The organism is Longilinea arvoryzae, assembly GCF_001050235.1.
Classification (GTDB): domain Bacteria; phylum Chloroflexota; class Anaerolineae; order Anaerolineales; family Anaerolineaceae; genus Longilinea; species Longilinea arvoryzae.
The window spans coordinates 3,024,362-3,040,271 of the sequence record NZ_DF967972.1 but is presented as its reverse complement, the minus strand read 5'-3'; the positions used below and the strand labels follow the sequence as shown (position 1 = coordinate 3,040,271).

General features: G+C 50.5%; 13 protein-coding genes. 3 read left to right on the top strand and 10 right to left on the bottom strand.

What is annotated here, in order from left to right:
* Positions 1-9 precede the first annotated feature (9 nt).
* The 10 genes from LARV_RS13500 to LARV_RS13455 form a co-directional block, all read right to left on the bottom strand.
* The gene (locus LARV_RS13500; protein ID WP_075074128.1) at positions 10-2,922 is read right to left on the bottom strand and encodes a GAF domain-containing protein; all 2,913 of its coding nucleotides are present in this window, start codon (positions 2,920-2,922) and stop codon (positions 10-12) included.
* A gap of 30 nt (positions 2,923-2,952) precedes the next feature.
* Positions 2,953-4,659, bottom strand: a complete 1,707-nt coding sequence (locus LARV_RS13495) for a GAF domain-containing protein (protein ID WP_075074127.1) — start codon at positions 4,657-4,659, stop codon at positions 2,953-2,955.
* 3 nt (positions 4,660-4,662) lie between these two features.
* The gene (locus tag LARV_RS13490) at positions 4,663-6,369 is read right to left on the bottom strand and encodes a GAF domain-containing protein (RefSeq protein WP_075074126.1); all 1,707 of its coding nucleotides are present in this window, start codon (positions 6,367-6,369) and stop codon (positions 4,663-4,665) included.
* The gene (locus LARV_RS13485) at positions 6,366-10,706 is read right to left on the bottom strand and encodes a GAF domain-containing protein (RefSeq protein WP_075074125.1); all 4,341 of its coding nucleotides are present in this window, start codon (positions 10,704-10,706) and stop codon (positions 6,366-6,368) included. The genes LARV_RS13490 and LARV_RS13485 overlap by 4 nt, the downstream gene beginning before the upstream one ends.
* A 10-nt stretch (positions 10,707-10,716) precedes the next feature.
* The gene (locus LARV_RS13480; RefSeq protein ID WP_075074124.1) at positions 10,717-11,151 is read right to left on the bottom strand and encodes a response regulator; all 435 of its coding nucleotides are present in this window, start codon (positions 11,149-11,151) and stop codon (positions 10,717-10,719) included.
* A gap of 13 nt (positions 11,152-11,164) precedes the next feature.
* Complete coding sequence (locus LARV_RS13475; RefSeq protein WP_075074123.1) at positions 11,165-11,551, bottom strand: response regulator; 387 nt, start codon at positions 11,549-11,551, stop codon at positions 11,165-11,167.
* Positions 11,552-12,356: 805 nt separating this feature from the next.
* Positions 12,357-12,707, bottom strand: coding sequence for a hypothetical protein (locus tag LARV_RS13470; protein ID WP_075074122.1), 351 nt, complete (start codon positions 12,705-12,707; stop codon positions 12,357-12,359).
* A gap of 220 nt (positions 12,708-12,927) precedes the next feature.
* Positions 12,928-13,473, bottom strand: coding sequence for a hypothetical protein (locus LARV_RS13465; RefSeq protein ID WP_075074121.1), 546 nt, complete (start codon positions 13,471-13,473; stop codon positions 12,928-12,930).
* Positions 13,474-13,581: 108 nt separating this feature from the next.
* Positions 13,582-14,274 carry a zinc ribbon domain-containing protein gene (locus LARV_RS20600; protein ID WP_201785921.1) on the bottom strand — a complete coding sequence of 231 codons (693 nt, stop codon included), beginning with the start codon at positions 14,272-14,274 and terminating at the stop codon, positions 13,582-13,584.
* Positions 14,275-14,480: 206 nt separating this feature from the next.
* Positions 14,481-14,828 (bottom strand): helix-turn-helix domain-containing protein, encoded by a 348-nt coding sequence (locus LARV_RS13455; protein ID WP_075074120.1) that lies wholly within the window; start codon positions 14,826-14,828, stop codon positions 14,481-14,483.
* Positions 14,829-15,032: 204 nt separating this feature from the next.
* Here LARV_RS13455 and LARV_RS13450 point away from each other — a divergent pair, with 204 nt between their 5' ends.
* Genes LARV_RS13450 through LARV_RS13440 form a run of 3 tightly spaced genes read left to right on the top strand, consistent with a single transcriptional unit; the run spans position 15,033 to position 15,896 of the window.
* Positions 15,033-15,233 carry a hypothetical protein gene (locus tag LARV_RS13450; protein ID WP_152031800.1) on the top strand — a complete coding sequence of 67 codons (201 nt, stop codon included), beginning with the start codon at positions 15,033-15,035 and terminating at the stop codon, positions 15,231-15,233.
* A gap of 9 nt (positions 15,234-15,242) precedes the next feature.
* The gene (locus LARV_RS13445) at positions 15,243-15,506 is read left to right on the top strand and encodes a hypothetical protein (protein ID WP_075074118.1); all 264 of its coding nucleotides are present in this window, start codon (positions 15,243-15,245) and stop codon (positions 15,504-15,506) included.
* A gap of 12 nt (positions 15,507-15,518) precedes the next feature.
* Complete coding sequence (locus LARV_RS13440; RefSeq protein WP_075074117.1) at positions 15,519-15,896, top strand: DUF6011 domain-containing protein; 378 nt, start codon at positions 15,519-15,521, stop codon at positions 15,894-15,896.
* Positions 15,897-15,910 lie beyond the last annotated feature (14 nt).

Genomic DNA, 15,910 nt, shown 5'->3' with positions numbered 1-15,910 from the left:
TGCTGCCGGTTAACCGGCGTTCCCATGATCTTTGTGATTTCCTGAACCGTTGCCGTTCGATGGTTCTGTACCTTTTTCGGTTGGTTCGAGGATAATTTGAGCCCGCGACGCTTTCAATGCGTTTTGGAGTTCTTCGACCGCGATCTGCAGCATTTGCTTGGGATCGTTGGTCGAGCGGATCTTATTGGTAATTTCCAAAGCTTTCTTTTCACGTTCCGCGCGCCGGACGGTCTGTTCGAACAGTCTCGCGTTTTCCAGCGCAACTGCCACCTGGTCGGCAACGGACTTCAGCATATTAAGTTCTTCTTCCGTCCATTCGCGCGCCTTTCCGTTATCCTGCGCTCGAATTACACCGACCGTTTCACCGCGAATCTGGATGGGCACCGCTGCCGTGGTGAGATCCTCACCCTGAGTGGTAAGGGTGACCGGCAAATCTTTTCCGCGAATGATTTCCATGGCGTCGTCGATGCGATCCTGCTCGATGACACCCTGGGGGGTGAACACAAAGCTCAGATGCTGGCGGTCTGTCAATTCACGGTTCCATTCCTGACGCAGATATTGGCGGTGGGTGTTCTGGGCTTCTTCCAGAGCCCTGGCAGTCTCGGAGAAAAGGCGGTTGTTTTCAATGGCGATGGCCACCTGGTCGGACAGCGTGTTGAATAGAGCCACGTCTTCATTGGAGAAGGCGCTTGATTCGGTGGATTGCACATCCAGAGCGCCGATGATACGTCCGGAAACCCTCAATGGCAGCGCCATTTCGGATCGAGTCTTGGGCAGGTCGGGATTGTTGAAGAATACAGCATCTTCACCGACATCTGTCGCGATACGGGGCTCGCCGCTACTGGTCACATACCCGACGATACCAACCTTACCGACCTGCAGCATATGCTGGCGGGCCAACATTCTTTTCCCGCCTTCGCTATTGGCCGCGCGAAGGACCGCGAATTCACCTTTTTCATCCACCAGGAACACACCCACATGATAGAAATTGAACCGTTCACTGATGAGGGTGGTAATTTGAGTGAGTAGTGTTTCCAGTTCCTGGGCGCCGGCGATACCCCGCGCCACATCTGCCACGGTCTGCAATTGGCGGCTTCGATAAACCAGAGCCTGGTTTTGAGTTGCCAGTTCCTGGGTACGCTTGTTGACCCGGTCTTCCAGTTCATTGACCAGGGTACTCAATTGCGACGTCATCGAGTTGAATGCTGTGGCCAGCGTGCCGATTTCGTCGTTGGTCTTGACAATCGCCCGGGCCGTCATGTCGCCGGCTGTCACTTTGGTCGCAGTCTCGGTAAGGCTTTGAATAGGATTGCTGAAATTCCGCGCCATGAACGCGCCAAACAGACTCACAACGCTGGCGATCAGGGCAGCGACCAGAGTGGAAATTCGGTTTTGTTCTGAGATGATCTTAGTAAATCCTGCCTCCTCCTGCACATAGATCAGAGTCCAGGGTTTGTCTTTCAGAATTCGAATGGCGCCAATTTCTACATGGTCTTCGCTGGAAGATGGATGAATCTCCAACGTGAAGAAAGCGCTCTTTTGGTATTGGCGGAGAGCCTTGGCAAGGTCGTCGAGGTTGGTGCTCAGCCTGTATAGAGGCCGGTTGGGCAACCGGTCGGCATTGCGCAATAAAGAATATTCATCTGTGGTTAAATCCGTGACCGTCTTATAGAGCAGGGACGGAGTCATCGAATCTGCAATCCGACTTTGGTTCTCATCAAACAGGATGGGGTGGGAACGGGAACCCGTCGGGCTGCTGTCTTCCTCAATTATAGATTGAAGCACAAGGGCGTCGTACTTGACCCGCAAGACGCCGACCAATTCCTGCTCCGGATTACGGATGGGCGCGCTGAAGTAGATATATCCCGCATCGGTTTCTGGCGAAAAGAGAACCGGAGAGATGTAGGACTGGCCGGTGTTCGAAGGGATTTTGAAATAATCCGCGCTTAATTCGCTCGTGCCAACTTTAAGTGGAGAAGTGTCATAGACATTGGTGCCCTGCAAGGAGATGATCGCGATGGATGAAACGTATGCGGCGTGATCCAGTTGAAGAGAATTAAGTGTCAGGACTAACTGTTCCATCACCAGAGATCGATCGCGTTCTTCGGGAGCCATGCGAAGGAAGTTGGAAAATACCGGAAGTTTGGCCTGGTAGGCGACCGTACTTCCCGTTCTCTCCAGAAATTCATCCAATTTGTCTGCGGTTTGTTTGGCAGCCAGGTTAAGGGACTGGTTAATTTGGGATTGCAGCGCATTCTGTGTGAACTGGCTGCTGATAAAAGCCAGCAGGATCAACGGCAGGAGCACAACACTCAAGGTGCTCGAGACCAATTTCAAGCGTAACGTGGCGACGACGAATTGCATCATCACCAGGGTCAGGTAAATCATGACCAGGATACCCAGCACGGTTGGAACGACCGTATAAAGTTGGGGCGCAGCCAATTGTTTCAGGGGCGCGACGGTGCCGATGATCGCTGTCAGAGAGGCAAAACCGAGGCCGATATTGATCCCGAATTCGTTCCGGTGTTCATTTTCGGAACTGCAGGACACAATCAAAGAATAGAGCAGAATGATCACTGCTCCGGGAACCGCCATGCCAGAAATAAGAGTCGATAATGAGAAAATCGCGAATTGAAAAACCGCGCTCGAAACGGTGCGCCGCGTTTCCTGATCTTTGAACATCACGCCTGTGCTGGCAAAAGCGCTGAAAAGCCAGGAGATTGTAAAAACGCCGGCCACCGCTACGGATTGCCAGGATTGAGTTTGAATGGCCAGGAAAAGAAAATAAAACGCTGCGAGAGCCGAAAAAATCCCCGTTGCCACTGGAATCTGGTTTTGAATTTGACCACGATACGTTTCCAGAGTTGGGTGAGTCTGGGAATTGTTTTGGGATGAGTTTGAAGTGGAATTGACGAAAGGCATTGCGGCTCCTGGCTGAACTCGATATTGGCCTTATTGTTCTTCCAATTGAACAAGAACCTCGGCCACACCCAATGAGCGGCCAAGCTCCTCGGCAGTCGTGCGGAGGATGCTGTCGATATCGGCGCGTGATCGGACTTTTGAAACGATGGAACCGATCTGACGCTCGCGTTCAGCTCTTTGTTGGAGTTCCTCCAACAAGCGCGCATTTTCAAGGGCAAGCGCCAGGCGGTTGGCGGTGTTTTCCAGTAGATCGATCGTGTCTTGAGGCACATGACCGGCATCGAAGCGCAGGTTGAGGACCCCCAGAGGCTCGCCGCGAAGTTTGATGGGCAGCGCAACCAGGGTTTGAACGCTTTTATCGGCCTTACGTTGGACGGTTACTGTGGGCTGGTTGGCTTCAAGGGCGGCTTTCACCTCGACATAACCGTCATCGACAACCTCGATGTGCTGGCGGTGGTATCGGAAGGCATAATTTCGTTTGGCATTGCGTAAATGGGAATGCCAGGCTTTTTGAGTATATTGTTGGAAGGAAGCTTCGACTTCGGCCAGGCTGTTTTTCAACTGGGTCAGCAGATTGACCTTTTCGATTGCCATGGCCAATTGATCGGCGATGGTATCCAGAATGTTGACGTCTTCCGTATCGAAGGCGGCTGCCTTTTCACTCTGGACATCCAATGCTCCGATGACCTTGCCGCTCGAACGCAATGGCAGCGCCATTTCGGAATGGGTATTGGGAAGGTCGGGGTTCTTGAAATGGGTCGCGTCCTTGCCGACATCCAATGCGATGCGCGGTTCGTTCTTTTCGATGGCGTAGCCTACGATCCCTTCCAGGCCGATTTTCAGGCGATGATTCCTTTCCAGCATGTGCTGACCGGCTTCGCCGGTGGCGGCTTTCAAAACGGCAAATTCTCGGTCTTCATCCACCAGGAAAAGGCCCACATGATAAAAGCCGAATTGATCGCGGATCAATTCGATCGTGTCCGTGACCAGATCATCGAGATTTTCAAAGGAGGAAATATCCCGTGCAACGTGAGACGCGGTCTGTAATTGAGAGGCCCGACGGTTCAAATCCTGGGTGCGTTCGGAAATGGTATTTTCCAAACCCTTGCGTTCCAATTCCAGGTCCGCGGATAATTTTTTCTGGTGGGTTAACGTTTTCTCCAGGTTGTTGACCATCGTGGAGCCTGCGGCCACCATCATCACGCCCATCAATGTGGTGGAAATCAATGTATTGACCCATTGCGAAATACTGCCAACCAGCGTCAGAGGATTGGTAAAACCAGCCAGGAAACCCAGATGGTAGCCGAAACCGGTGAAAACGATCAATGCTGCATTGACGATCAAGGACACGATCCCGGCCCGGCGATCCAGGAGAACGGCGTTAATGAATACAAAACCGAGCAGAAAAACAACGCCGTTCTTGTTGAGACCATAGAGAATAAAGGTAAAGGCGCCTAACAGAAAAATCGCGCCGCCGACCAGCGTAACCCGTAAGGAATATGGGAAGAAGCTGCCAAACGTTGCCGTGATCATGCTGAGGAACAATATCGAGTAGACGGCAACCGAAAGCCAATCTCCCTTGGGCATCAGGATTGCCAGGTTGTAGATCAGGCTGACAGTCCCGACGATGGCGAGTACATTGCTCAACGGTTGAAATACCCCAAGACGAAGGTTGTCTTTGTCTTCGTTTTGGGGATGTAGCGGGTGGATATTGGCTTCAGGAATGGGATCCGTCATGGGTTAGTGCTCCTTGCCATTGCCGTTCGAGCCTTGAAGCGCAACGGGTAATTCGTCTTCTTTGGAAACCAATTGAACGGATACCTCAGAAACCATCGGCAACTGGCCTAGCTCTCGAGCAGCCGTTTGCAGAATATATTCGATGCTCGATGCTTTTGAAAGCTGGGTCGAAAGATCATTCAATTTCTGTTCCTGAACAGCGCGGCGCTGGGTTTCTTCGAGCAGGCGGGCATTTTCAAGCGCCAGAGCCGTCTGAGTGAGGATGGCGTCCAGGAAAGATAAGTCTTCCGGACTGAATGTTTCTCCGCTGGTTTCAAGACGAATATCGCCAATTTTCTCATCGCGTAAAGTGACCGGAATCGACAACTCGTGAATATGATCGGAGGGAAGATTGATCTCTTGATTCTGGAAAGTGAATGTCAATTCACCCTGGGCTGCCAGAGCCTGTCCCCAGGTCTCCTGGATGTAGTTCCGGTTATAGAGGCGCAGTTCTTCGAGCGCCTGTTGCGTGCCCTGGAAAAGACGGGCGTTTTCGAGTGCAATTGCCAGAGAGTCCGCAATACCCTGCAGGATGACGATATCTTCATCCCCGAATGCATTGGGCTCGATCGATTGGATGGACAAGGCCCCCAGGGCCTGATTTTGAAAAACGATCGGCAGGGCCATTTCCGAGTGCGTCCGAGGTAGATAAGGGTTGTTGAACCGTACCTGTTCGGAGCCGACGTCCAGGGCAATTCTGGCTTTGTGGTTGGAGATGCACCAGCCGATCATCGAGACGCCGCCGATTTCCAGCCGGTGGCCGGCGGCAATCATTTTCTCTCCCGCTTCTCCCGTACCGGCGCGCAGGACGGCGTACCGGCCTTCCGAATCGACCAAAAACAGGCCGACATAATACAAATCGAAGTTGTTGCGAATGCTATTGACGACTTTCGCCAGGAGGGCTTTGGGGTCCAGATTGGTTGAAATTTCCCGCGAGATTTGCGAAGCAGTCCGCATTTGAAGTTCACGGCGTTCCATGCGTGAAATCCCTTCCTTCAAAAGACGGTCGAGTTTCCGCTGTTCAGTTTGTAGGCTTCTCGAGAGAAGGTGGGCTTGATTCAGGTTCGCATTGAGGCGATTGACCAGAATGGAAATACCCGTCGCGGTAAGTCCCAACAGAAATACCAATGGAAATCCAAACCGAATCCAATCCCCGGTTGAGGTAACGGTCAACAGATTGATGGTCTGCGGCGCCGGGAATAGAACGCTCTTGTATGCAAATGCCAGGAACGCCAGGGTAAGCAAACTGAGCAACGCCGATCGGCTTCCCTGCCTGGATCCGAATAAGATTACGGCCAGGATGACATAGCACAACAGGATTGCGCCGCCATTCGCAGTAAAGCCGGATTGATAGAAGCTGTAAATGGCCCCGAAATAAAGAACTGCCAGAAAAGCATTCGCGCGGAGTTTGTATGGAGCCTTGCGCCAGAATGTGAAAACAATAAAAACAGCGCAAAGGATTGAAAAGCCCGCTTCCTGTAAGATGTCGTGGGTATTCCTTATGATCGGGACCACAAAGAAGGTCGCGATGAGCGAGATCAATGCCCCACAGATGTAAAGCGCATGCAGAACATGTTCCTGAATCGCCAACAGATCGTCTTCCTCGACGATTTCTGGCGGAGTGTTGGCAGGAATGAGAGACCTGAAATAGTCCTTGAGAAAGTGGATCATTCTTTAGCCCCCTTCCCATTCGATTTTGAGCCGTTAATCTTGCTCGGGGTGAGTTCACCAGAATTATCTTCGGTTTGCTCCATATCGACCGCCAACCGGATGGTTGCTTTTTGCGCCCACAGCGCCTTGCACAATTCGCCGGTTGAGGTTTCGAGAATGGAATTCATATCCACCGAACGCCGAATCTTGGATGTGATTTCGAAGATCTGGCGCTGTCTTTCGATCTGATGCTGAACCTGAGAAACCAATCGGGCGTTCGCGATGATCGAGCCGAGGTTGGCGGCCAGCGTCGAGAGGATTTCTTCATCGTTCTCAGAGTAGGCGACGACCTTAGTGTTCTCGAGGTTCAAAACCCCAAATAACCGGTCGGTGTAAATGATGGGCACGGCCAGTTCCGATCGGATCGATTCGTCCGTCGGGATGTAATATGGATCATTCTGTACATCCCCAACCCGGATGGAATGTTTATCCTGGGCAACCCGCCCGATAATCCCTTCGCCTACCGGAATGATCCCCTTGGAATTTTGGCCGGCCGGATATCCAGCCGATGCAGACAGGACGAGTTCATTCCGATCATTCAGAATATGGATGGAAATCCGGTCATCTTTACGAGCGACCCGCATCCCCTGGGCTGTCGTACGCAGGGCATCCTCGACGTTTTGGCTCGAAGAAGCGGCAGCGCTGATTTGATGCAGGAAGCGGTGTTGAGCCAGGGTTTCCTGAGTGCTGGTGTAAAGCTCGGCGTTGATGATGGCGATGGCCAGTTGGTCGGCCAGAATTCGCAGGACCTGGACATCTTCTTGAGAGAAGGCGTTGATTTTCGTGGATTGGATATCCAGCGCGCCTAAAACGCGTCCGCCACCTTTCAGTGGAATGGCCATTTCCGCGCGGGTATCCGGCAGCAGGGGATTGGGGTAATAATGTTCATATTTACGAACCTCGTTCACCACCACAGGTTCGCCGCTGGCCGTGACCTGACCGACGATGGAGTTGGAACCCACGGCCAGATTATGCCCGATGCTTTTCATGCGCGCGCCGGCGTCGCCGGTCGATTCTCGTAAAACGGCATACTCGCCCAATGGATCGAGCAGGAAAATAGAAGAATGGTAAAAACCAAACCGGTCAAGCACCATGTTGACTGCGTTTTTCAGCAATTCATCCAGATCCAGTAACCCGGAAGTGTCGCGGGCGATTTCCGAGGCCGTCAACAGGTGTTGGGCACGGGTTTGAGCCAGTTCCTCGGCTTTTTTCACGTTGGTGATATCTCGCGAAATACCCAATAGACCAACCGTGTCGCCTTTTGAATTGGCCATCGGTATTTTTGTAATCACGCGCCAGTTTTCGCCGTTTTGAGCATCGATCAATTTCTCCACTTCATCCAAAATGGGTTGGCCGGAGACAAGGATCTGTTTTTCCTGCTCCATCGATGCGATGCCCAGTTCTTCACCCATGACCTGGATATCGTTCTTGCCCGTAAAATCATCGGATCTTCGATACCCGAAATCACGCGCCATCGAATAACTGACGCGCATGTAATGCAGGTCTTTGTCTTTGAATGAAATCCGGTCAGAGATATTCGAAAGCAGCGTCTCGAACAGGTAATGTTCCTGGGTATAAGCGCTTGTGATATCGGCAATATCGGCAATCAATTGGGCGTTGCGGAGCGCCGAGGAAAATTGCGGCGCGATGGTATTGAGCAGGTTGAGATCGGCCTGATCGAACCGATTTTCCTTTTCCAGGTCCTGGAGCACAATGGCGCCAACCATGTTGCCGGCGACAATCAGCGGAATCCCCAACCACGACCTGGGCATCGGGTCAGTCCCCTGGATACCCAGCGATTGGATTCTTTCTTCAGCATCCTTATTCAACAGCAGCGGTTTCCGATTGTTCAGTATGAAGGAAATCAATCCTTCGCCAATTGGGAAGGAGGATGCCGGAATCAGCTTGCCGTCATTGACCTGGTATGGGATATCGACCTGATCGGTCTTCGCATCGTAAATGGCCACTTCGAAATCGAGGTCGGCGCCCATCTGATCTGTAACAATCTCATACAAGATCCTACAAAGTTGGTTTGTGTCGGTTTCCGCTGAAACAGCCTGGCCAACATAATCCAGGGTTTGGAGTTCATTCAAGCGTTCCTGGAGCGTTTCCAATACGGCAAAACGATCCAGAGAAGTGCTGGCGACTTCAGCCAGACTGGCGATTGGTTGCAGGCGGGAGGACGTGAGGGGCGTGCTTTCGCGCGTACCCAGGGCAATCAATTTCGACGGCAAACCATTTTCCAAAACCGGGATCAGGGCCACGGACAGGCACCCCCGGCGGGCCAGGAAGGCGGTCAGGTTTTCAAAATCGCCGGGTTTTTGCAGGTCGTCGATAATCAGAATTGTATCTTCAGTGAGGTAGGTCGCGCCGCGCTGCAGCGGCAGGCTGATTCCCTGAAGCGATACGTCGACAATCGATGTCTTGGGATCGGAAAACGAGATGACTTTGAGGTTGTCTGCTTCGACCGAAAGCACCATTGCCAGGAGGTGCGTTTTGCTAAGCGATTCGGTCAAAATCTGGACGACTTCGGTTTCGTTCTTGGATTGCGTGATCTGCCGGCTGGACCGGTAAAGCATGGCCGTTTCTTCCAGGTTGACCTGTGAGGATTCGACCAGCAAGACGTTGCGCAAGCCGGTTGCCAGCTGGTTCGCCAATGTTTCCAGAACGGTCAAAGTATCCGAATCGAACGCGTTGAGACTATCGCTTTGAACATCGATGATACCGAGCAGATCGTTGCCAAGGATCATCGGAACGGTGATTTCGGACATGGAATTCGCCATGACGCTATCGGCCTGCTTAAAGACGCGTTCTTCATTCAGATTCGATACGATCATTGGCGTTCGCGATACGGATACCTGGCCGATGACCGAATGCGATCCAACCAAGACGCGCAGATTGCTCGCCATCTGAAATGTCTTATCGGTGGTCGAAGCCGCTCGCAGGGTGGCGGTATCACCTGTTTCATCCAGCAAATAAATGGCCGAGTAGAAATATCCAAACCGATCTTTCAGCAGGTCCACCGTTTGGCGGATCATATCATCCCGGCTGGTCCCGGAAGTCGCCAACAGGGCAACTTCAGAAGCCATGCGTAACTGGTGAGAGCGTTGTTCGACTTTCGCTTCCAGCGAACGATAGAGATCCTGTAAATTATCCGCCATCTGATTGAACGAAAAGGACAATAGCCCCAATTCATCATTTCGATTGACATTCGCGCGTTGAGACCAATCCCCGCGGGAAAATTGCTGCGAAATGGCAGAGAGCTTTTCGAGAGGGCGCACGATCTGGTTGGCGCCAAAATAAATTGCCAAACCGATCAACACCGTGGCCAGAAAGAAAATAAGAATAGTGGTTGGACTAAAAACTTGAATTTGTGAAAAGATGGTCTCGGTCGGAATGGACAGAATGAAATAAGTATTCAGCTCTTTCACCTGTTTTGCCAGTGAAAAAGTTTCTTTTCCGATAACCATCGATTGAACGACGTGTAATTTATCGCTTCCCTGGGCGATCAGACTTTCGATGATATTGCGTTGGCCATTGTTGATTTTTAAATCGGCAATATTCTTGGTTCCGGTTTCGAAGCCGATCAAATTCTTATCGTACGTGTAATAAAAGGAACGTGCGGATGGCAGCAAGGTCTCCGCATAATTTAACAGTGAAATCGGCATCGAGGTCAGAGTCGTACCAAAAATGGTCCCGATATGCTGGCCTTTTTCATCGCGGATGATGCGCGATGTGATCATGACGAATTGATCCGAATATAAGGGCTGCGGATTATAGACCAGTTGGGCGCTGTCTTTATCCATGAACGGCGCCAAAAATGAATATTCGCCAAAATTTTGATTTTCCCAGGTTCGGGCCGTGGAAAAAGCAACACTACCATCCGACCGGAGAACAACCAATTGGTCGAATTCCTGGTCATCTGCGGCACCCGTGTAATTGTAAAAATCACCCTGGATTGAATAGCGGGCTGTAAAATATTTTGAATCTCTGGCTTTGGAGGTGATTACGGTTGGCAGGTTGGCGCTGATTTTCGAATCATTGATCAATTCACTTAATGAGTCACCCCGGCTTTGAACAAGGTCAGTGAGCTGCTCGGTGTAATAATTGGACATCGAGAGGACCTGAGCAGTGATCTGCTGTTCCAACTGCGCGCGTAGCCGGAACATGGAAAATCCGGCCATGAGCAGAAAGGGGATGACTGTCAAAAATAGAAGCTGAGCGACGGTCCGCCGTGCAAGGCTTCTTTTGAATTGCGTGCGGGGTTGATCCTTGGAAGGGGAGGCCATCACCGTCATGCAGATCTCCTTAACTCATTTCCCAGACTGCTTCTCCGGCCAGAATGCGCTGAATTTGATCGGGAAAACGATCCGGATCGAGCGGTTTACCCAGAAAGCCATCGAATCCGGATGCCTTGGCTTTATTGACCTGCTCCACGCTGGCCTCTGCTGTGACGGCTATGACCGGGACATTCCGCAGTTTCGGTGATTGGCGAAGCTTGCGTAAGGCACCATATCCATCTTCATATGGCAGGCGGATGTCCATGAGCACCAGATCGACGCGTGGAAGTGTGTCGGCATATTCGACGACTTCATATCCGGAGGTTTTCCACTCGCAATGGATGCCAAGAAACCCTAGCATACGGGCGATGAGAACGAAATTTGAAACATTATCCTCAACCACCAGTACAATGATTTCCGCGGGGTTGATCTTCCCTTCGACATTGGATGATTCAGGCGCCATTGAGCATCTCTAATTACAGGGTTTTGGATTGTTGCAAGAAATGTGCAACTTGATCTGGAAAACGATCGACATCGATTGGCTTTTCGATATAACCGTCGCAGCCGGCTTTGAGCGTCTTTTCACGATCGCCTTTCATGACATTCGCGGTGATGGCGATGATGGGTATCTCGCTCAACCCGGGCATGGATTTGATGGTGTTGGTGAGGGTATATCCATCCATATCCGGCATATTGATGTCCATCAATATCAAATCCGGAATTTTTGTTTTTAGAATGTCCAACGCCTGGAAGGCCTCTTCAGCTTCTATCACCTGGTATCCTTCGGCCGCCAGTAAACGCCGAACCAACATCCGGTTTTCGAAATTATCTTCGATGTGCAAAATCATTTTTTTATCGGACATAGGTTAAATTAATTCTCCCCGTACTTTCCCCGGGCTTAATACATGGGGGTATCTAGTAAGACTTCCTTGTTATTATAAAGGGAAGTCTCACGTCAAATAGCTGTCCTTGCAATACTGTAAAGAGAAAAAAGCAAGCCCAGTTTCCATAATTTAAGAGAACCGCCGGAAAGGCGATTCTCTGCTTGGTGGAGCGGGTGATGGGATTCGAACCCACGGATGGTAACTTGGGAAGACAACACAAAATGTCCGCTCAACCGCGAAATAATAACCTTTGTTTTTAGGGCAGGTTTTTACCGATGGGTTTGTCATGGGGAATACTCGATGTTAGTCTCTTCCAGTTCGGGGTTTAGCCCACAATACTCGTGTGTTCCTCTGGGCACATTTTTTAAGTATTAAAGACGAAGCTCAAAACTTTCTTTAACATTTAGATGCACTCCTGGTTGCATGTCACGCTCTGGTCACGTTTCGTGACATTTCCGTGACATAATATGTCACGTTTTGGTCACGATGGTGTCACGCTGTTTTCACACGTGCGCAAAAATCGCAAAATCGCACCCAAAAATCTGATAGTAACATTTGTTCTATGTTCAAATTTTCTCCTTCCCCAAACCAACCGGATCGATTTTCTCCTCAAAAGTTGCGCATATACCTGCGTTTTTGAGCCTTTTTCCCGAAAATGTCACGCAAATGTCACGAAACGTGACATCAATCGTGACCACTTCGTGACATCACCTGTCACGTTTCGTGAGACAGAGCAGAGCAGAGTTAATTAATATATATATAAATAAGGATGACGAAAATTCCGTCATTTGCAAAACCTCACCAAATACCGGACGTATCTCAAAATCTCCAATCGCGTCTCCTTTGACGCCTCCCCATATAGTGCATCCATCTCCGCCTTGACCAGGTCTTCGCGTGGATCCGATGGCAGCAACCCCGCCTTCCGGAACACCACCTCCGCCGGCATCCCCAGCGCCGCGGCGATCGCCACGCAGGCTTCCCACTTCGGCAGCGTCCCCATCCGGGCGTGGCTCAGCACCGCGTGCGTGATCTTCGCCCGCCGCGACAGCTCGAAATCGCTCCAGCCGCGCATGGCCAGCTCTTCGCTCAGCCAGCGGTTGAAAATGTCGATTTGTTCGGCGGTGGCGTTTCTCACAAGAACATTTTTGCATATTAGACCGTTCCTGTCAGAACTTTAACTCGTGCCTGGAGGCACGTTACCGCGCGCTATGATAAATGAGTCGTTTGCATCCTTTGAACAACCCTGTTAAAGTGGGAATAAACAAGACTTATTGCCACTATCAATCCACATCGAAAGGATGTTTCAGTGTCAAAGAAAAGAGATAAACCTGAAATCGACTTCGTTTTGATCGGCCTTATTTTGTCCTTTCTTCTGGCGGTGGCGCGGCTTCTACTTCTTTTGGTCGGATCGTGAGCGATCTCGAACGAATTAGCTTGCCGCTCTCAAGTTCGACCACGACAAAAAGCGACGCCTTCTCTTGATCCTGGAGCTTCAATTCGCCAATTGCGTTATAAGCCGGAAAGTCGCTTTTCACGCTTCGACCGCTATCGATTTCAAACGAATAGCGTTTTGAAAATGCAGTGACCGGGGCGTTCGGAGAAGCCCGCATCGGGATTACGCCGAAGGAACAGCTCACTTTCTCTTTGCTCTGTTTCCCGCGAAGATAAACCGATGAAACATAGATCGACGTTTTCCCTCGGTTTCGAATGACGATCTCGAACCCGGGAACCTCGTAACTCCTCCGTCCACCGGCGCCATTACTGACGGATGCGGTCGATACCCCACGGGTAAGGCGGATTTGGCAGATTTCCATCCGATCACGAAGGTAAAGGATGAGCGTGCCTCCTGTAATCAATACCGTGAGAACGCTGATGATCAAATCCCATTGCTCAGGTGTCATTGTTTCCGCCGCTCATTCCTTATGTTCTAATTTTGTTCTATCCCTGTTGAAATCCCAGCTATTTTGTTGTAATATAGAACATGTATTCTATACTGAGAAAGATTTCTTTTAGGGATTATTTCCCAGTGCAATCACAACGGATGAAACCCCAAAATCGTACTTGCGATAAATAATGATGAATTCTCCTGGAGGTGATCCCAGCCATGCCAAATCATCAAAAAGCGGGGCCAGAAAACTACTCGTATATCTCTCTACAACTCGATATTCTTTGGGAACATATGTTTCTTCAAAATGACTATCTGAAGGAATATATTTCAAAGCTTCAGCTTTGGCTTCTTCAAATGTCAGAGCGCCATCGTCCCCCCATATAATCTCCAGGTAGTTGACTTTTCCTTCGTAATCCGACAAGGCGAAATGGTTTTCGTCATAGAGAGAGTAATATTCATCACTATTGCTGTCTTTCTTGTGAGTTTGATCCCATATGTTGATTGACGAACCAAGCCCTTGATATTCGGGTGTCGAAGGTTGAACCGGATTTGATACAGAACCCCAGCCGCTCAATTTTATGAATGCCCAAAGTAAAAACAAACCTATCATGGAGAATGTGATGATCAGTGCTATTCGCGTTCCTTTTTCCTTCCTCGCTTCATCTTCAGCTTTATGCTGTTCATCACTTATTGTCGCTGGATCTTTATGGTCTGCTGCAATTATTTCTTCTTGCTTTGGCAAGTCTCGCCCGCAATACCGACATACAATGGCCGCATCCTGTATTTCTTCGGCACAATACGGGCATTTTTTCATTGCGTTACCCTCCGTTTTCTACAAATGGTGAGTATCTAGGAATTTCGTTGTAATATAGAACAGCAATTCTACAATGGAGTAATAATGAACCTGTCAGTAAAATGCCGAAAGGCCATCTTTATTTCTAAATCAGATTGTCTTCTTGGCATATCAATCCATATATTCGGTTTCACGATCAGATTATTCATTCACAAAGATGAATAATCCTATTTCCCTTGTCCTCGTTGAAAATCCTCAACTAAAAATCGCAAATACTTTACGGCTACTTCTTTTTGGGATTGCGGGAGAAGGCTGATCAAATATTCGGCCTCTTTCCCAAATGGATCTTCTTGAATTGTTTGTGGAAGACGACCTATCTCTTGTAATGCTGTCTCTGGAGAGATTTGTACTGCTTTAGCGATTGTAATGATCGCTTGTTCGCTTAGCCCTCTTTCACCATTCAGAACTTTGGTTATATGAGTAGCTGATATTCCACTACGTCGGGATAACTCTGCTTGAGTTATTCCGGCGTTTTTTATTATTTTTCGTAGCCACTTTGTATCTTTTGTTTCCATAAGACAACTAATCTTAGCATTTAGATAATTGGCTTGGGATTACGATATATTGGCTATTGACAATTCACTACATATTGCTATACTTGAAATTGTCTTTAGCCAATAATAAATAGTCCACAGGAAACGAGAGGCCATATGCCAGAAGGATTCATTCAAACAAACATCAATCTCACTGTTGAGGACGCTCGGTTCCTCGATCAGATGATGAGCGTTGATGGTTATGACAATCGGAGCGCATTCATTCGGGGTCTCATTCGCCAGGAATACGCCCGTCGCTATTCCCGTCCCAACTCGCTCGTCACCGTCGCAGATGCGCTTCGCACTTCCGCAGGGGATGCGCTTCGCACTCCCGCAGGGGAGACTCAATCCACCGCTCAACCGGCCGCCACAGCCGAGGCCGAGTAAGGATCCCCCATGCAACCCCAAATCCAAACCGCCACCCAATCCCGCCAGGTTGTGCAAATTCTGCACACACTCCCCGTTTTCCGCGCAGTTCAACTGCGCCCGTCCTCCAAACCCACCCCCGTTCACGCTCCATTCGCCTGCCGCCATTCTCGCCGTGCTCGCCTTATCACCGGCAGCGTCTTCTTCTCCGCCGGCGACGTCATCGACACCAGCCGCACCGTCAGCGTCTGCCTCCGCTGCGGCGAAGAGTTCCCCTACCCCTACAACGCCTGAAAGGAGCTGCCCATGAAACCCCGTTGCAAACGTTGTCATCGCGTCCTTCACGACCCCGTTTCCATCGCCATCGGCATGGGCCCCGAGTGCCGCGGTGATTCTGGCCATTCCACCCGCTCCCCGCAGGTCCATCAAAAAAGCTCCCGCGGCTCCGCCTATTCCGGCGCGGCTTCCCCTGCGGACGCACGCGCCGACGCCCTCGCCTCCGGCAGGCCCGTCGAAACCGGTCTGCGCAATCCGCGCACCCTCACCGAAGTGGTCTACGTCCCGGACGGAAACGGCAATTACGTAGATCGCTCCTCCGGGCACACCTGCACGCCGGCCGAGCTGGAAAAGTGTCTGGAAGCCTGTGGTCTGATCCATAAGACCAGTTTACCCACCGAATCCTGATTTGTCAGAACTTT